Origin of the sequence: Pseudomonas sp. R4-39-08 (assembly GCF_003852275.1) — a bacterium.
GTDB lineage: Bacteria > Pseudomonadota > Gammaproteobacteria > Pseudomonadales > Pseudomonadaceae > Aquipseudomonas.
In genome coordinates, this window is record NZ_CP027733.1 from 5,558,345 (window position 1) to 5,576,012 (window position 17,668).

At 60.9% G+C, this 17,668-nt stretch carries 17 protein-coding genes; 6 read left to right on the forward strand and 11 right to left on the reverse strand.

Annotation, left to right across the window (positions count from 1 at the left end):
- Positions 1–35: 35 nt before the first annotated feature.
- From C4J88_RS25820 to C4J88_RS25830, 3 genes are all read right to left on the reverse strand, one after another.
- Positions 36–962, reverse strand: a complete 927-nt coding sequence (locus tag C4J88_RS25820; RefSeq protein ID WP_124408453.1) for an SdiA-regulated domain-containing protein — start codon at positions 960–962, stop codon at positions 36–38.
- Positions 963–1,140: 178 nt separating this feature from the next.
- Positions 1,141–1,806 carry a fumarylacetoacetate hydrolase family protein gene (locus C4J88_RS25825; protein ID WP_124408454.1) on the reverse strand — a complete coding sequence of 222 codons (666 nt, stop codon included), beginning with the start codon at positions 1,804–1,806 and terminating at the stop codon, positions 1,141–1,143.
- 23 nt (positions 1,807–1,829) lie between these two features.
- On the reverse strand, positions 1,830–3,224 hold the full coding sequence (locus C4J88_RS25830; protein WP_124372207.1) for an FAD-binding oxidoreductase: 1,395 nt from the start codon (positions 3,222–3,224) through the stop codon (positions 1,830–1,832).
- A 205-nt stretch (positions 3,225–3,429) separates the two neighbouring features.
- Here C4J88_RS25830 and serA point away from each other — a divergent pair, with 205 nt between their 5' ends.
- A complete protein-coding gene (gene serA / locus C4J88_RS25840) occupies positions 3,430–4,659 on the forward strand; it encodes a phosphoglycerate dehydrogenase (protein WP_034116292.1) in 1,230 nt (409 codons plus the stop codon).
- Positions 4,660–4,726: 67 nt separating this feature from the next.
- On the opposite strand, the gene C4J88_RS25845 is transcribed toward serA, so the two are convergent.
- Entirely contained in the window at positions 4,727–5,167 is a 441-nt protein-coding gene (locus tag C4J88_RS25845) for a DUF4399 domain-containing protein (protein WP_124364859.1), read from the reverse strand.
- A 133-nt stretch (positions 5,168–5,300) separates the two neighbouring features.
- Between C4J88_RS25845 and C4J88_RS25850 the strand changes: the two genes are divergently transcribed.
- Positions 5,301–5,780: a transporter substrate-binding domain-containing protein gene (locus C4J88_RS25850; RefSeq protein ID WP_124368739.1), complete on the forward strand. Its 480-nt coding sequence runs from the start codon at positions 5,301–5,303 to the stop codon at positions 5,778–5,780.
- 122 nt (positions 5,781–5,902) lie between these two features.
- Here the strand turns inward: C4J88_RS25850 and C4J88_RS25855 are convergent, their stop codons facing one another.
- Complete coding sequence (locus tag C4J88_RS25855) at positions 5,903–6,535, reverse strand: 2OG-Fe(II) oxygenase (protein WP_124408684.1); 633 nt, start codon at positions 6,533–6,535, stop codon at positions 5,903–5,905.
- Between the two features lie 131 nt (positions 6,536–6,666).
- Between C4J88_RS25855 and C4J88_RS25860 the strand changes: the two genes are divergently transcribed.
- Positions 6,667–7,419 (forward strand): DUF2059 domain-containing protein, encoded by a 753-nt coding sequence (locus C4J88_RS25860; protein WP_124368740.1) that lies wholly within the window; start codon positions 6,667–6,669, stop codon positions 7,417–7,419.
- 107 nt (positions 7,420–7,526) lie between these two features.
- Here the strand turns inward: C4J88_RS25860 and C4J88_RS25865 are convergent, their stop codons facing one another.
- Positions 7,527–8,468 (reverse strand): alpha/beta hydrolase, encoded by a 942-nt coding sequence (locus tag C4J88_RS25865; protein ID WP_124408685.1) that lies wholly within the window; start codon positions 8,466–8,468, stop codon positions 7,527–7,529.
- A gap of 99 nt (positions 8,469–8,567) precedes the next feature.
- Here C4J88_RS25865 and C4J88_RS25870 point away from each other — a divergent pair, with 99 nt between their 5' ends.
- Together C4J88_RS25870 and C4J88_RS25875 are read left to right on the forward strand one after the other, a co-directional pair.
- Positions 8,568–9,143, forward strand: a complete 576-nt coding sequence (locus tag C4J88_RS25870) for a DUF6436 domain-containing protein (protein ID WP_124408455.1) — start codon at positions 8,568–8,570, stop codon at positions 9,141–9,143.
- A 28-nt stretch (positions 9,144–9,171) separates the two neighbouring features.
- Positions 9,172–11,526, forward strand: a complete 2,355-nt coding sequence (locus C4J88_RS25875; RefSeq protein ID WP_124408456.1) for a penicillin acylase family protein — start codon at positions 9,172–9,174, stop codon at positions 11,524–11,526.
- Position 11,527: 1 nt separating this feature from the next.
- Here the strand turns inward: C4J88_RS25875 and C4J88_RS25880 are convergent, their stop codons facing one another.
- Positions 11,528–12,493 (reverse strand): GlxA family transcriptional regulator, encoded by a 966-nt coding sequence (locus tag C4J88_RS25880; protein ID WP_124408457.1) that lies wholly within the window; start codon positions 12,491–12,493, stop codon positions 11,528–11,530.
- A gap of 210 nt (positions 12,494–12,703) precedes the next feature.
- On the opposite strand from C4J88_RS25880, the gene C4J88_RS25890 reads away from it, so the two are divergent.
- Positions 12,704–13,342, forward strand: a complete 639-nt coding sequence (locus C4J88_RS25890) for an HD domain-containing protein (RefSeq protein WP_124408458.1) — start codon at positions 12,704–12,706, stop codon at positions 13,340–13,342.
- A 198-nt stretch (positions 13,343–13,540) separates the two neighbouring features.
- Here C4J88_RS25890 and C4J88_RS25895 read toward each other — a convergent pair whose 3' ends face one another.
- The 4 genes from C4J88_RS25895 to C4J88_RS25910 form a co-directional block, all read right to left on the reverse strand.
- On the reverse strand, positions 13,541–14,425 hold the full coding sequence (locus tag C4J88_RS25895; RefSeq protein ID WP_124364867.1) for an ABC transporter permease subunit: 885 nt from the start codon (positions 14,423–14,425) through the stop codon (positions 13,541–13,543).
- Positions 14,422–15,342 (reverse strand): ABC transporter permease subunit, encoded by a 921-nt coding sequence (locus tag C4J88_RS25900; protein WP_057014223.1) that lies wholly within the window; start codon positions 15,340–15,342, stop codon positions 14,422–14,424. The genes C4J88_RS25895 and C4J88_RS25900 overlap by 4 nt, the downstream gene beginning before the upstream one ends.
- Positions 15,339–16,481, reverse strand: coding sequence for an ABC transporter ATP-binding protein (locus C4J88_RS25905; protein WP_003176776.1), 1,143 nt, complete (start codon positions 16,479–16,481; stop codon positions 15,339–15,341). The genes C4J88_RS25900 and C4J88_RS25905 overlap by 4 nt, the downstream gene beginning before the upstream one ends.
- Positions 16,482–16,546: 65 nt before the next feature.
- Positions 16,547–17,641, reverse strand: coding sequence for a polyamine ABC transporter substrate-binding protein (locus C4J88_RS25910; RefSeq protein WP_124408459.1), 1,095 nt, complete (start codon positions 17,639–17,641; stop codon positions 16,547–16,549).
- Between the last annotated feature and the right edge of the window lie 27 nt (positions 17,642–17,668).

Consider the following 17,668-nt stretch of genomic DNA (forward strand, 5'->3'; position numbering starts at 1 on the left):
CCGCTTTTTAGGACGTGTCCGACGTAAGACGTAGGTTATTTCTGTTTTTCAAACCGATAGAACAGGTTTGGCTCGCTGACGATATACAGCGTACCGCTCTCGTCCATGGTTACGCCTTCGGCACGCGGGATGGTGTCCTTGAGGCCGTTGAAACCGCCCAGCAGGGTCATGAAGCTGACTTGCTCGCCGGTTTCATCCAGCTCCAGCAGCAGGTGGGAGTCGGCGGACAGCACCAGCAAGTGCCCGGTACGCGGGTCGACGGCCAGGGCGGACAGGTTGCGCACATCCAGCTCAGTACTCGCCCGTTTCTGCTTGTCGCCTGTCAGGCTCTGGCTGCCGTCGCTCTTCCAGGTAAACAGTGCCGGTGGGCGCTCTTCGCCCAGCACCAACTGCTGGTTGCGCGGGTCCCAGGTGATTGCTTCAAAGGCTTTGTTCTGGTCCTTGGACGGGCCCAGGTCATAACTGGGGAAATCGGCCTTGTTCAACGCCGTGGTGCCGGCGTCAACCTTGACGATGGTCAGGCTGTGCTCGCGCTCATCGACCACGGCCATCAAGCCATTCTCCATCACCGTCAGGCCTTCCGGATTGTTCCAGCCGTTGAGGGGCATCTTGCGCAGTACGTCGCCTTGCAGGCTCAGCTCCACCAGGAACGGGTTCTTACCCATCACGGAGAACAGGGTTTTGGTGCTTGGGTTGTAGGACAGGTCCGAGGCCTCGTCCTTCTCCATACCGGGCAGCAACTTGGCGTCGATGACCGCGTGATAGTCCGGCAGCCACACGCTTTCCCGGCGTTCGGCCGGGCTTTCAAAACCTTCCAGCACCCACAACACACCGCGATCATCCCAGTGCATGGCCCAGGCGATGCCATACAGGATCGCGCCGGCCAGAAACACCCAGGAATACCAGCGCATGGTCAAGCGAGAGCGAAGCGTAGGTTTGGAGGTGGGCAGAGGCACGGCCATTGAGGGCTTTTTCCGGAAGTCAGCTGTAGGGAATAGAGCAAGAAGCTGGATTATGCGGATGGCGTGTGAAAAAAATGCAAAACCCATGTGGGAGGGGGCTTGCTCCCGATTACGGTGTGTCAGTGCCAAATGTACTGACTGACACACCGCTATCGGGGGCAAGCCCCCTCACATTTTTTCAGCGCACGACGCTCTCGAAGCGGTTGACGCCCGACAGCTCCAGCACCAGCTTGTCGCCGACATTCAGCGGCCCTACGCCAGCCGGGGTGCCAGTCAGGATTACATCACCCGCCTGCAGGGAGAAGCAGCCGGCCATGTGCTGGATCATCGGCACGATCGGGTTGAGCATCTGCGCGCTGTTGCCGTTCTGGCGGACTTCGCCGTTGATGGTCAGGCGAATGCCGATATCGGTCACGTCCGCGAACGTGCTGCCGACCACAAAAGGCGCAATCACCGCCGCGCCGTCGAACGACTTGGCGATTTCCCACGGCAGGCCCTTGGCTTTGAGCTCGGCCTGTTTGTCGCGCAGGGTCAGGTCCAGGGCCGGGGCGAAGCCGGAGATGGCGTCCAGCACTTCTTCGCGGCTTGGCGCGTTCGACAACGGCTTGCCGATCAACACGGCGATTTCCGCTTCGTAATGCACCGAACCGCGCTCGGTAGGAATAGTGAAACCGCCTTCCAGCGGCACCACGCAACTGCCCGGCTTGATGAACAGCAACGGCTCGGTCGGCACCGGGTTGTCCAGTTCCTTGGCATGTTCGGCGTAGTTACGTCCGATACACACCACTTTGCCTACCGGAAAGTGGATGTTGGTGCCGTCGATATACTTGTGCTGGTAGCTCATGGAGCGACTCCTTAAAAAGCGTCCTAAACAGCGAAGATCTTGCCTGGGTTCATGATCCCGTTCGGGTCGAACACCGCTTTCACGGCCTTCATGTATTCGATTTCAACCGGTGAGCGGCTGTAAGTCAGGTAATCGCGCTTGGTCATGCCCACGCCGTGTTCGGCGGAGATCGAGCCGTTGTATTTGGCGACGGTCTCGAACACCCATTTGTTCACGGTGGCGCACTTGGCGAAGAATTCGTCCTTGCTCAGGGTTTCTGGCTTGAGGATGTTCAGGTGCAAGTTACCGTCGCCAATATGGCCGAACCAGACGATTTCGAAATCCGGGTAGTGCTCGCCGACGATAGCGTCAATTTCTTTCAAGAAGGCCGGCACTTTGGAAACGGTGACCGAAATATCGTTTTTGTACGGCGTCCAGTGGGAAATCGTCTCGGAAATGTATTCGCGCAGCTTCCACAGATTATGCAGCTGGGTCTCGCTCTGGCTCATCACGCCGTCCAGCACCCAGCCTTGCTCGACGCAATGCTCGAAGGTTTCCAGGGCGTGATTGGCGACTTCCTCGGTGGTGGCTTCGAATTCCAGCAGCGCGTAGAACGGGCAATCGGTTTCGAACGGCGCTGGCACGTCGCCACGCCCGAGGACTTTGGCCAGGGCCTTGTCGGAGAAAAATTCGAAAGCGGTCAGGTCCAGCTTGCTCTGGAAGGCGTGCAGCACCGGCATGATCGAGTCGAAGTCGGTGGTGCCGAGCACCATGGCGGTCAGGTTTTTCGGCGCACGGTCCAGGCGCATGGTGGCTTCCACCACAAAACCCAGGGTCCCTTCGGCGCCGATGAACAGCTGGCGCATGTCGTAGCCGGTGGCGTTCTTGATCAAGTCACGGTTCAGTTCCAGCACATCGCCTTTGCCGGTGACGACTTTCATCCCTGCCACCCAGTTACGGGTCATGCCGTAGCGAATCACCTTGATCCCGCCGGCATTGGTGCCAATATTGCCGCCAATCTGACTGGAGCCGGACGATGCGAAATCCACCGGGTAGTACAAGCCATTTTCTTCGGCGACGTTCTGCAATTGCTTGGTGACCACGCCCGGCTGGCACACCGCAGTGCGGTCGGTAAGGTTCACGTCGAGAATCTGGTTCATATAGTCGAATGACACCACCACTTCGCCATTGGCCGCCACCGCAGCCGCCGACAGGCCAGTGCGCCCACCGGATGGCACCAGCGCCACCTTGTGGGTATTGGCCCAACGGACGATGGCCTGCACCTGCTCGGTGGTCTTGGGAAAGACGATGGCGCACGGCGCGGGCGCGAAATGCTTGGTCCAATCCTTGCCGTAAGCCTCCAGGGAGTCGGCGTCGGTCAGCACTTTGCCGGGCTCAACCAGGGTCTTCAGCTCATCAATCAGGGCAGGATGGGTCATCGACAGAACTCTCGAACAATTCATGGTCATCCTGAGAACGCTTCACGTCGCAGGAATAGGTGTTTAGCGGGGCGCGTATGCTAGCATACCGCCCCCGCAGGACAGAGCCCAAGGGCGTTTCTGCGGTGACGGCTTTCCTGCCGTCCGGGTCAGCTTAAGCGATCCGATTCCCTGCCATTTTTCTCCGGGATACAGGTTTACGCAGATGAGCAAGACTTCTCTCGATAAGAGCAAGATCAAGTTCCTTCTTCTGGAAGGCGTCCACCCATCGGCTGTCGACGTTCTGAAAGCCGCCGGGTACACCAGCATTGAGTACATCACCAGTTCTCTGCCGGAAGCCCAGCTCAAGGAAAAGATCGCCGACGCGCACTTTATCGGCATTCGCTCCCGCACTCAGTTGACCGAAGAAATCTTCGACCACGCCAAGAAACTCGTGGCGGTCGGCTGCTTCTGCATCGGCACCAACCAGGTCGACCTCAACGCAGCGCGCGAACGCGGCATCGCGGTGTTCAACGCACCGTACTCCAACACCCGTTCCGTGGCGGAGCTGGTGCTGGCCGAGGCCATCCTGCTGCTGCGCGGTATCCCCGAGAAGAATGCGTCCTGCCACCGTGGCGGCTGGATCAAGAGCGCAGCCAACTCCTTCGAAATCCGCGGCAAAAAGCTGGGTATCGTCGGTTACGGTTCGATCGGCACTCAACTGTCGGTATTGGCAGAAGGCTTGGGGATGCAGGTGTTCTTCTATGACACCCTGACCAAACTGCCATTGGGCAACGCCACCCAGGTGTCGAGCCTGACCGAGCTGCTGGGCATGTCCGACATCGTCACCCTGCACGTTCCGGAAACTGCCGAGACCCAATGGATGATCGGCGAGAAGGAAATCCGCGCCATCAAGAAAGGCGGGATCCTGATCAACGCCGCGCGCGGCACAGTGGTCGAGCTGGACGCCCTGGCCGAGGCGATCAAGGACAAGCACCTGATCGGCGCCGCTATCGACGTGTTCCCGGTAGAGCCACGCTCCAACGACGACATTTTCGAAAGCCCGTTGCGCGGCCTGGACAACGTGATCCTGACCCCGCACATCGGCGGCTCCACCGCTGAAGCCCAAGCCAACATCGGCCTGGAAGTCTCGGAAAAACTGGTCAAGTACAGCGACAACGGTACCTCGGTATCGTCCGTGAACTTCCCGGAAGTGGCCCTGCCGGCTCACCCTGGCAAGCACCGCCTGCTGCACATCCACCAGAACATTCCGGGTGTGATGATGGAGATCAACAAGGTCTTTGCGGAAAACGGCATCAACATCTCCGGTCAGTTCCTGCAGACCAACGAGAAGGTCGGCTACGTGGTGATCGACGTTGACGCCGAGTACTCGGACCTGGCGCAAGAGAAGCTGCAGCACATCAACGGCACTATTCGCAGCCGTGTGTTGTTCTGACGCTTTAAATGCGGCATAAAAAATGGGAGACCCGCAGGGGTCTCCCATTTTTTTGCCTGAATAACGCTTACTTGACGTTAACCGTGATGACTTTCGAGGCGACCGTCGGGTTGAACTGCATGTGCAGTTTGTCGCCGGCCACCAGTTGCAAGGTGTGCTTGCCGGGTGTCAGGGTCAATTCGGTTTCGGTCTGAGCCTTGCCGTAATGGATCACGGTGTCGGTGGCCGGAATCGGCAGTTTCGCATCAGGCAATTCTTTCTGGTCGATCAGCAAGTGGTGGTGGCCGGTGCCTGCGGTCTGGTCGGTAGCCGGCGCCAGTTTCAGGCCTTCCATGCCGAACTTCACGGTGAAAGTCTTATCGACGGTGGCGCCGTCTTTGGGCGAGACGATGAATACTTTCGCGCCTTCAGGCGGCGCGCTGCGCGGGATGCCGTCGGCGGCAGTGGCCAACATCGAAGCACCCAGCATCAAAGAGGCCAGGGTTGCACGGGACAAAAGGGCTTTCATTCGCTTCTCCAGTTTTTCGTGAAATCTGTAGGGTTATGACAACTTCGCGACAAATTGCTGTCCAAGGCACTCGACACCATAGCAAAGCGATGCTGAACGGCGTCTCGCCCGTACGAATTCTTTAGGAGTGACCATGCGCTTTTCGCCTGGCCTGTTACTGCTGCTTCCCCTTCTGAGCGCCCCGGCTCACGCCGAGCTGATCGATGATGTCAACGATCGCGGTGAGCTGCGCATCGCCCTTGAAGCCAACACCCCGCCTTACAATTTCAAGGAGGGCGAGAAGCTCACCGGCTTTGAGGTCGAGCTGGGTGAACTGCTGGCAAAGGAGATGGACGTGCGTTCCTCGTTTATCACCACCGATGATGCCGACCTGCTGCCTGGCGTGGCGACCGGCAAATATGACGTGGCGCTTAACCATATCGCTATGACTGCCGAGCTTGAGGATCAGTTCGATTTCAGCGCGGCGTATCACCAGACGCCGGAGCTGGTGATCCCGTTCCAGAAGGGCAATCCGGCGTTCAAGAGCAGCCTGGACAATGCGTTGAAGCGGGTGAAGGATGATGGTCGGTTAAAGGCGCTGGAAGAGAAGTGGCTCGACGGGAATACGCGATAACCCATGTGGGAGGGGGCTTGCTCCCGATGGCGGAGTGTCAGCCAGAGATCAACTGACTGACCCACCGCTATCGGGAGCAAGCCCCCTCCCACATTTTGTTCCAGGCAAGACTTGACGCCGGCTTAAAACGGCTCGTTACCGCGCCGACGGAACCAGCCGGTCAGGGACAGGCGTTCACGCGTGGCAGGCAGGACCTCGTGGGGCACTTCGCCGGAGAGGAACACCACCAGGCTGCCGCCGGTAGGCGCCACGTCGTGTTCGATGCCACCCTTGAGGTACATGCGCAACTGCCCGCCGTGTTCGGGCAGCCAGGCGTCGTTCAAATAGATCACGGCCGAGACCATGCGCCGGTCATCGTCGCGAAAACGATCCACATGCTTGAGGTAGAACGCCCCGGGTGGGTACATCGCGAAGTGGCTTTCGAAGTCTTCCAGGCCAAGGAACAGGCCACGGTTCATGGCCAGGCGCAGGCCGTCCATTATCGCCATGTAGGTATCGCAGACGGCGGCATCGCCCTCTTCCAGCCACTGGATGTGGTCGCCGCGAATCCCCTCGCGAATTTCCTGGGCGGGCCCGCGCCCCACCGCCGCTGGCGCCAGCTCACCTTCAGCCGCACGTTTACGGCACTCAGCCGCCAGCTCCAGGGTCAGAGCCTGGGGCAGGAAGGCATTCTGCTGCGACCAGCCTTGTTCGGCCAGGTCGTCGACAATGCGTTGCAGCAGGGGATGATCAAGGGGCATTTGCATGGCGCGCATAGTATCCATACGCCTGTAAATCCGACAGCGCCGTCGAGCGCTCGAATACACTTTAGTCAGGTGACTGATAGGACTTCTCGACAAATCCTACGCCCGACACGGACAATAGTGGCCGACTGACAGGAGTCCTTATGCGTCGTTTGTTTCTTTCCTTGCTGATGTTCTGCGTTTTGCCCGCCTGGGCAGACGGCCATGACCAGTTGTACAAGGTTGCCGGCTGGGCCGAACAACGTGCGCATTTCAATGATGCCCTCAGTGCCGCCCAACAGCGCTACCGCAACAGCCTGCCGCCGGCGGTGTACCAAGCGCTGGTGGACAACAGCAACAAACGCTTCGCGGCCCAGGCCATGGACCAGCGCGCCGAGGCCCAGTTGCGCAAGCACCTGGCGGACCCGAAACCGGCCCTGAGTTTTTTCCAGTCGCCCCTGGGCCGCAAGATTGTCGCCGCCGAACTGCTCGCCACACGTCGCGACCAATTGGCGAAAAACGCCCAGGGCCTGCCGAAAATCCAAGCCGACGCTACCCGCAGCCTGATCATCGGCCACCTGGCCCAGGCCTTGCCCGCGCGTGAAGCGGGCGCCGAAGTCAGCCTGGCGATTGCCGGCGTGGCGGCGGACAGCTTGAGCCAGATGATCCCCGGCCTGTTGGGCGGTGGTCAGGCTCAGGGCATGTTGAATGGGCAGCGTGAGCGGCTGATGCAGCAGATCGACAAGGATCTGAATAACACGCTGTTGTATGTCTATCGGGATTTGTCTGACCCGGAGCTGGAAGAATTCGCTACGTTTGCCGAATCGCCGGAAGGCAAGGCGTATTACCAGGCGGCGCTGGCGGCCATCCGCGCAGGCCTTGCGGTCGGCCAAAGCACCTCCAGTCTTACGCAGTAGAAAAAAATGTGGGAGGGGGCTTGCTCCCGATTGCGGTGTGTCAGTCAACTTATGTGTAGCTGACCCACCGCAATCGGGGGCAAGCCCCCTCCCACATTTGGAATGCGTTACTTCAGTTGGTCTGTCAGATACCGGAAATATTCTTCGCGAATCTCCGGAATTTCGTTCGCCAGGTGATGCCGCCCACGCTTGAGCATCAACACCTCGGGCTGGTCAAACTTACTGCGCAGCACCTGCAAGTTATGTTGCCAATCCACCGTCATATCCTCTTCACCCTGCACGATCACCGGCCGCCGTGGGCTGCGCGGTGCGGCTTCGATGCGTTTGATCCAGCGCGCCAGGGCGCCTACCCAGGCGGTCGGCAGTTGGCGCGGCTGCAACGGGTCGGCTTCGAGAAAGGGCTTGAAGGCCGGGTCGTTGGAGTTATCGCTGAACCGTCGCGCGATGCCTTTGACGAACGGGCGCAGCAGGTAATAGCTGGCTTGCGACCAGCCCCATGCACGCGGACGTACCAGCGGCGACAGCAGAAAGGTCTTGCCTTGGGCCGGGCTTTCGGCGCCGTGGTTGAGCAGGTGATCCACCACGATGGCGCCGCCGGTGCTTTGCCCGAACAGGTGCCAGGGTTGCGGCAATTGCAGCGCCTGGGCCTCGGCGAACAACGCCTGGACCACGTCCTGGTACACCGCAAACTCATCGATACTGGCACGCACGCCGCTGGACAAGCCATGGCCCGGCAGGTCGCAGGCGATCACTACGAAGCCTTGGTCCAACGCCCAGTCCACTACGTGGCGGTACAGCCCCATATGGTCGTAAAAGCCGTGGAACATAAACATTGTCGCCACCGGCGCAGGCGGCCACCATACCTGCGCCACCACCTCGAACCCGCCCACCTCCAAGCGCCCCAGACGGCTCACGGCCGGCACCTTGCGTGCGCCCAGGTCGAGTCCATAGAAACGTTGATAGACCCGCGCCTCGGCTGACAAAGGCTGCGCATCCACCAGGGGCCGCAAGCTTTCGCGCAGATGATCAGGGTCAAAGTTAACGGGCATAAAGGCTTCCAGACTGACGGTGAAGATGAATATCGAGCTGCGATATTCATCTGTCAGGACAAGCATGGCAAGCTACGCGACCCGCGAGGATACCTCTGAATGCGACAGCCCTACCGCACTGCCTTGTTCGCCAGCCTGGTGCTGATTATCTGCGCCGCCGTGCTGTGGGCCGCGTATGACTGGTTCCAGGGCCGTTACCTGCGCGCCTTCAGCGAACACACGGCGGTGTTCTCCGGCGATACGCTGCAACTGCCCGCCGCACTGCGCGGGCCTGGGCCGATTCGCCTGGTGCACTTCTGGGACCCGGCCTGCCCGTGCAATGTCGGTAACCAGCAACACCTGAGTGAGCTGATCGAGCAATACGCGCCCCAAGGTGTCGAGTTCTATGCCTTGCAAAAGGCCGGCAGCCACGGCGCCCTGCCGGACACCCTGCGCCAGATGAAAACCCTCGACGCCCTGCCCGGCGCCGATCAGGTGCCGGCCAGCCCGGCCGTGGGCATCTGGGACCGTACAGGCAAGCTGGCGTATTTCGGGCCGTACAGCGAAGGGCTGACGTGCAATTCCGGCAACAGTTTTATCGAGCCGATCCTCAAGGCCCTCAAAGCCGGGCGCGAAGTGAATGCCACGCACACCCTGGCGGTGGGCTGCTATTGTTCGTGGCCTAAGGAACCGTAGTCGGTCCATTCAGGGTTAAGGAAAGTCGATGAAGCGTGTCTTGCAGGCTCTCGTGGTGCTGGTTGTGCTGGTCGCCCTCGGCGCCGGCTGGTACGTCTACAGCAAGCAACCCACCCGCCAGGGCACGGTCACGCTGGCGCACTTGCAAGGCTCGGTCACGGTGCGCTACGACGACCGTGGCGTGCCGCATATCCGCGCCGGCAACGAGGCCGACCTGTACCGCGCCCTGGGCTATGTGCATGCCCAGGACCGGCTGTTCCAGATGGAAATCATGCGCCGCCTGGCCCGTGGCGAGCTGGCCGAGGTGCTCGGGCCCAAGCTGCTGGAGACCGATAAGCTGTTTCGCAGCCTGCGGATTCGCGAGCGCGCCTCAAGCTACGTCGAGCACATGAACACCGACTCGGCCGCCTGGAAGGCCCTGCAAGCCTACCTGGACGGGATCAACCAATATCAGGCCAGCCACGCCAGCCCGATGGAGTTCGACGTGCTGGGCATCCCCAGGCGCCCGTTCACCGCCGAGGACTCCATCAGTGTCGCCGGGTATATGGCCTACAGCTTTGCTGCGGCCTTTCGTACCGAACCGGTGCTGACTTACGTACGCGACCAACTGGGCAGTGACTACCTCAAGGTCTTCGACCTCGATTGGCAAGCCAAAGGCGCCCTTAACCTGGCGGCCGGCGACTGGAAGACTCTTGGCGCCCTCGCCAGCCTGAGCGAGCAGGCCCTGGCTGAAAACGGTTTGCCGCAATTTGAAGGCAGCAATGCCTGGGCCATCAGCGGCAGTCGTACCCAGAGCGGTAAGCCATTGCTGGCGGGCGACCCCCATATCCGCTTCTCGGTGCCGTCGGTGTGGTACGAGGCGCAGCTGTCGGCGCCCGGCTTTGAGTTGTATGGCTACCACAACGCGCTGGTGCCGGTGGCCTTCCTCGGGCACAACCTGGACTTCGGCTGGAGCCTGACCATGTTCCAGAACGACGACCTCGACCTGATCGCCGAAAAGGTCAACCCGGCCAACCCTAACCAGGTCTGGTATCACGGCCAGTGGGTCGACATGAGCAGCAGCGAACAGCAGATCCAGGTCAAGGGCCAGGCCCCGGTCACGCTGACCCTGCGCCGCTCGCCCCACGGCCCGATCGTCAATGACGTGCTCGGTGAAAACGCCAGCACCACGCCGATCGCCATGTGGTGGGCGTTCCTCGACAGCGAAAACCCGATCCTCGAGGGTTTCTACCAGCTCAACCGTGCCGACTCCCTGGCCAAGGCACGGGCGGCGGCGGCCAACGTCTCGGCGCCTGGGCTGAATATCGTGTGGGCCAATGCCAAGGGCGATATTGGCTGGTGGGCGGCGGCGCAATTGCCGATACGCCCGGCCGGCGTCAACCCGGCGTTCATCCTCGACGGCAGTACCGCCCAGGCCGACAAGCTGGGCTTCTACCCCTTCAGCGCCAACCCCCAGGAAGAAAACCCGGCGCGCGGCTATGTGGTCTCCGCCAATGCCCAGCCGGCGTCACCCACCGGCATGGAGATCCCTGGTTATTACAACCTGGCCGACCGTGGCCAGCAGTTGAATGCGCAGTTGAGCGACAACAGCGTGAAGTGGGACGTCAACAACAGCCAGGCCCTGCAACTGGGCACCACCACTGCCTTTGGGCCGCGCCTGCTGGCGCCGCTGTTGCCGGTGCTGCGTGAGGTGGTCACAGACCCGGCGCAGGTAAAGCTGGTGGAGCAACTGGCAAGCTGGAAAGGCGACTACCCGCTGGATTCCACCAGCGCCACCCTGTTCAACCAATTGCTGTTCAATCTCGCTGACGCCACCTTCCACCCGAAATTGGGCGACGCTATGTTCAAGACCCTGCTCGGCACCCGCGTGATCGACGCCGCCCTGCCACGCCTGGCCGCCACGCCGGATTCGCCCTGGTGGAACGGCACGCGAGCTGGCACCGTCAAGCTGGCCTGGGACAACAGCCTGGCGCACCTGAAAGCCAGCTTCGGCGATGACCCGTCCCAGTGGCAGTGGGGCAAGGCGCACACCCTGACCCACGGCCACCCGCTGGGCATGCAGAAGCCGCTGGACAGGCTATTCAACGTGGGCCCCTTCGCGGCACCGGGCAGTCACGAAGTGCCGAACAACCAGACCGCCATGATCGGCCCGGCGCCCTGGCCGGTGACCTACGGCCCCTCGACCCGCCGCCTGATCGACTTCGCCGACGCGGCCCATGCCTTGACCATCAACCCGGTGGGGCAAAGCGGTGTGCCCTTTGATGCTCACTACAGCGATCAGGCGCAAACCTATATCGAAGGCGGCTACGAGCAGGCGCATTTCAATGAAGAGGAAATCACGGCCAATACCCGTGGCACCCTCAAGCTGCTACCGGCCAGATAAGCTAGACGGGCGCTGCAAAATTGAGCCTGAACTGTTGCGGCGTCACGCCCAGGCGACGGTTGAACACACTGCGCATGTGCTGCGCATCGCGAAAACCGCATTGGTAGGCCACCGTCTTGAGCGGTGCGTGCGTGCTTTCGAGCATGACCCGCGCCGCATCCACCCGCGCCCTCTCGACAAATTCCGCCGGCGTAATCCGTGCTTCACGGGCGAACACCCGGGAGAAATTGCGCGCACTCATATTCGCCGCCTTGGCCAGGTCGGCAATGCCCAGGTCCCCGGTCAGGTTCGCCAGCACATACAACTGCACCAACGCCACCGCCGAGGTGGTTTCGGCATGGGGCGTGAGGAACGGGCTGAACTGTGACTGGCCGCCCGAGCGCTGGGTGAACACCACCAAACGCTTGGCCACGCTCAATGCGACTTCCGGGCCATGGTCCTGGGCCAGCAGGTACAGCGACAGGTCGATCCCCGCCGTGACCCCGGCCGAGGTGTAGAGGTTGCCGTCCTGCACATACAGGCGGTCGGCTTCGACGTGGGCCGAGGGGCACAACCGGGCCAGGTCGGCGGCGTCTCCCCAATGGGTGGTAACGGTTTTACCGTCCAGCAGACCCGCGCGGGCCAGCATGAAGGCACCATTGCAGATCGAACCAAAGCGTCGCGCCCGCGCGGCGGCGGCGCGCAGCCAGTCATCGAACGCCGCGCCAAAATCCTCGAACGGCAACTGCGGGCCACCGGCGACCAGCAACAGGTCATAAGCCTGCAGGGCCTCGCTGTAATGCCGGTGGGCCTGCAATGACAACCCGTTGGAACAGGCCATGCTGCCGTGTGCAAAGCCGATCACGTCCAGCTGATAGTGGTCTTCAGACGCGAGGAAGCGGTTGGCCTCGCAGAACACATCCATAGGCCCGGTCACGTCCAGTGACTGGACGCCAGGGAAGATCAGGATGGCGACGGTTTTGCCCATGCTCACAGACACCTTTTCTTAGCTGAATAAAACACAGAACCCTGTGGGAGGGGGCTTGCCCCCTCCCACATTTGGATTGTCGCAGGCCTTACCCTAGCCGATTTTGCCTTGGCACGATGTGTCGACACATTGGCCGGGATCGCTCCCTCGTCGCCATAGCCCTCGCACGCAAGCACGACCAGACTGGATGCTTCCCAGAGGAGAACCCCCATGAGCACCACCATCGCCGGTATCACGATCCCCGACAGCGCCCTGGCCAGGGCCACCACGGAATACATCCGCGACATCGAGTCCGACCTGCTCTACCACCACTCCCGCCGGGTATTCCTGTTCGGCGCATTGAGCGGTGAGCGCAAGCAGTTGGCGTACAACCCGGAGTTGCTGTACGTCGGCGCAATGTTCCACGACCTCGGCCTGGTGGAAGGCCATCGCAGCGCCGACGAACGCTTCGAAGTGGACGGCGCCAACGCGGCGGCCGCTTTCCTCAAGCCTTATGGGCTCAGTGATGACGATATCGAACAGGTATGGCTGTCCATTGCCCTGCACACCACGCCGGGCGTGCCGCAGCATCTGCGCCCGACCGTAGCGCTGGTGACGGCAGGGGTGGAGATGGACGTGTTGGGCCTGGACTACGCCGCGTTCAGCAACGTGCAGCGCGAAGCCGTGGTGCATGCGCATCCACGCGGTGAGGGATTCAAGGAATGCATCATCTGCGCGTTCGCCGATGGCTTGCGTCATCGCCCGCAGACCACGTTTGGCAACGTGAAGACCGACGTGCTGGTGGATCAGGAGCCGGGGTTCAAGCCGATGAATTTTGTCGAGGTGATTCGTACTTCACCCTGGACTTGATCGTTCCCACGCTCTGCGTGGGAATGCAGGCCAGGACGCTCCGCGTCAGCTTCTAAAAGCGTGACGCAGAGCGTCACAGGAGGCGCTCCCACGCGGAGCGTGGGAACGATCATGGCGGTGTATCAGTATCAGGTGTGCTGACTGACACACTGCTATCGGGGGCAAGCCCCCTCCCACATTTGGACCCAGTTCCGGCAGTTAGACCGGTGCGGGCGCCCGGCGCGCGTCCGGCTGTTTCCAGCCATCCGCCGCCGCTTCTTCAATCGCTTGCTGGATGGCTTTCTTGCGATGCTCCTCGGCCCGACGGCTGAAGAACCACACCAGGAAGGTCACCAGCGACACCGCCAGCAGAATCAGGCTGGCCACCGCGTTGATCTCAGGTTTAACCCCAAGGCGCACGGCCGAGAACACTTCCATCGGCAAGGTGGTCGAACCCGGGCCCGAGACGAAGCTGGCCAGTACCAGGTCATCCAGCGACAGCGCGAACGACATCATGCCGCCCGCCGCCAGCGATGGCGCGATCATCGGGATGGTGATCAGGAAGAACACCTTCCACGGCCGCGCGCCCAGGTCCATCGCCGCTTCTTCGATCGACAGGTCCAGTTCACGCAAACGTGCCGACACCACCACCGCTACATACGCCGCGCAGAAGGTGGTGTGGGCGATCCAGATGGTGACGATGCCACGCTCCTGGGGCCAGCCGATCATCTGCGCCATGGCCACGAACAGCAGCAACAGCGACAGGCCGGTGATCACTTCCGGCATCACCAACGGCGCCGTGACCAGGCCGCCGAACAGCGTACGGCCCTTGAACTGGCTGATGCGTGTCAGCACGAACGCCGCCAGTGTACCCAGCGCTACCGCCGCCACCGCCGTGTAGCAGGCGATTTCCAGGGAGCGCGCCACCGAGCCCATCAACTGGGTGTTGTCCAGCAGGCCCACGTACCACTTGATCGACCAACCGCCCCACACCGTCACCAGCTTGGATTCGTTGAACGAGTAGATCACCAGGATCAGCATCGGCAGGTAGATGAACAACAACCCCACGACCAGCATGAAGCTGGAGAAACGAAAGCGCTTCATATCTTGCCCTCCAGCTCTTTGGCCTGGCTGCGGTTGAACAGAATGATCGGCACGATCAGGATCGCCAGCATCACCACGGCCAATGCAGAGGCCACCGGCCAGTCACGGTTGTTGAAGAATTCTTGCCACAGCACTTTACCGATCATCAGGGTTTCCGGGCCGCCGAGCAGTTCAGGAATCACGAACTCACCCACCACCGGGATAAACACCAGCATGCAGCCGGCGATGATGCCGTTCTTGGACAGCGGCACGGTGATTTTCCAGAAGCTGTTGAAGGTGCTCGAACCCAGGTCCGATGCCGCTTCCAGCAGGCTCTGGTCGTGTTTGACCAGGTTGGCGTACAGCGGCAGGATCATGAATGGCAGGTACGAATAGACCACGCCGATATACACCGCGATATTGGTGTTGAGGATCTGCAGCGGTTCGTTGATCAGCCCCATGGACATCAGGAAGCCGTTGAGCAAACCGTTGTTGCTGAGGATGCCCATCCACGCATAGACGCGGATCAGAATCGCGGTCCAGGTCGGCATCATGATCAACAGCACCAGCACCGTTTGCATTTCCTTGCGTGCGGTGGCGATGGCGTAGGCCATCGGGTAGCCGATCAGCAGGCACAGCAGCGTGCTGAAAAAGGCCATCTTCAGCGAGCCCAGGTACGCGGCGATGTAGAGTTCATCACCCGCCAGCAAGCTGTAGTTGGCCAGGTTCAGCACCACTTGCAGCTTTTGCTCAACGTAGGTGTAGATCTCGGTGTAGGGCGGGATCGCCACATCGGCTTCGGCAAAGCTGATTTTCAGCACGATGAAAAACGGCAGAGCGAAAAACAGGAACAGCCAGAGGAAGGGAATCCCGATGACCACCTGCTTGCCACTGGGCACGATGCGATCCAAGCGCCGCTTGAATTTCTTCATGTTCATGAGCGAAGTACCACGCCGCTGTCGTCTTCCCACCAGACGTACACCTGGTCGCCCCAGGTTGGGCGCTGGCCACGGCGTTCGGCGTTGGCGACGAAGGACTGCACCAGCTTGCCGCTCGGCAGCTCCACATAGAACACCGAGTGGCCGCCCAGGTAGGCGATGTCGTGGACTTTGCCGCTGGACCAGTTGTGCTCGCAGGTCGGCATTTCTGTTGTGACCAGCAGTTTTTCCGGGCGGATGGCGTAAGTCACCGACTTGTCTTCCACTGCGGTGGCGATGCCGTAGCCCACGTAGATATCGCGGTCCAGGTCCGGGCACTTGAGTACGGCGTGGCCTTCGGCGTCGTCCACCACTTGGGTGTCGAAGATATTGACGTTGCCGATGAACTCGCACACCAGGCGGCTGGTGGGCGTTTCGTAGATGTCGATCGGGCTGCCGATCTGGGCGATCCAGCCCAGGTGCATGATGGCGATGCGCTCGGCCATGGTCATGGCCTCTTCCTGGTCGTGGGTCACCATCACACAGGTCACGCCGACGCGCTCGATAATCTCGACCAGCTCAAGCTGCATCTGAGAGCGCAGCTTCTTGTCGAGGGCGCCCATCGGCTCATCGAGCAGCAGCAGTTTCGGGCGCTTGGCCAGGGAACGGGCCAGGGCCACACGCTGGCGTTGGCCGCCGGACAACTGGTGCGGCTTGCGCTTGGCGTACTGGCTCATCTGCACCAGCTTGAGCATCTCGGCCACGCGAGCGTCGACTTCAGCCTTGGGAATCTTGTCCTGTTGCAGGCCGAAGGCGATGTTCTGTGCCACGGTCATGTGCGGGAACAAGGCGTAGGACTGGAACATCATGTTGATCGGCCGCTCGTAGGGCGGCATGTCGGTGATGTCCACACCGTCGAGGTAGATGCGGCCTTCAGTCGGGCGCTCGAAGCCTGCGAGCATGCGCAGCAAGGTGGACTTGCCCGAACCCGAACCGCCGAGCAAGGCGAAGATCTCGCCTTTCTTGATTTCCAGGGACACATCGTCCACCGCAATCGTCTCGTCGAACTTCTTCGTGACCCGGTCGATTTTGACCAACACCTTTTTCGGTGTCTGGTCGCCCTCGAGGGCTTTCTTATAGGCGCCGGAGGCAACTGCCATTTACGAAACTCCCAAAAAAAGAGTACAGCTCGCCCGGTGCAGGCGAACCTTGAATAGTTTGAGCCTTACTTGCCCGTTTTGACCTTGGTCCAGCTACGGGTCATTAAACGCTGCACGTTCGGGGGTAGCTCGAAGTTGACGAATGTCCGGTCGAGAACCGCCTGCGGTGGGTAAACCGCTGCGTCGGTGCGTATCGATTGCTCCATCAGTTTGTCCGCCCCGGGGTTAGGGTTGGCATAACCGACGTAATCACTGACCTGAGCGATCACTTCAGGTTGCAGCAAATAGTTGATGAAGGCGTGAGCCTCTTTGACATTGGCGGCGTCCTTGGGGATCGCCAGCACGTCAAACCACAGGTTGCCGCCCTCCTTGGGAATCGCGTAGGCGATGTTCACGCCTTTGCCCGCCTCGCTTGCGCGGGCCTTGGCCTGGAACACATCACCGGAGAAACCGGCCGCCACGCAAATATTGCCGTTGGCCAGGTCCGAGATGTATTTGGAGGAATGGAAGTAGGTCACGTAGGGGCGTACTTTGAGCAGTTTTTCCTCGGCCTTCTTGTAGTCGGCCGGGTTGGTGCTGTTCGGGTCCAGGCCCATGTAGTTGAGCACGGCCGGCAGCATTTCATCCGCCGAATCCATGAATGAAACACCGCAGGTGGCGAGCTTCTTCATGTTTTCCGGTTCGAACAGCATGGCCCAGGAGTCGATCTTGTCGACGCCCAGCACCTCCTTCACTTTGTCGACGTTGTAACCGATGCCGTTGGTGCCCCACAGGTATGGCACGGCGTAGCCATTGCCCGGATCATTTTTCTCAAGACGCTTGAGCAATGCCGGGTCAAGGTTGGCGTAATTGGTCAGCAGGGACTTATCCAGCTTCTGGAACGCCCCGGCCTTGATCTGCTTGCCCAAAAAGTGGTTGGACGGCACCACCACGTCGTAGCCGGTACGCCCGGCGAGCAGCTTGCCTTCCAGGGTTTCGTTGGAATCGAACACGTCATAGACGGGCTTGATGCCGGTGGCCTTTTCGAAGTTGGCCAATGTGTCGGGGCCGATGTAGTCCGACCAGTTATAAACATGCACGGTCGGTGCGGCCTGCACGCTGACAGCCAGCGTGATACCTGCACCCACCAGCAAGGCTTTGCGAAATAAAGAAATTGGCAAGTGGAGGTCCTCTTAAATAGTTGGCCC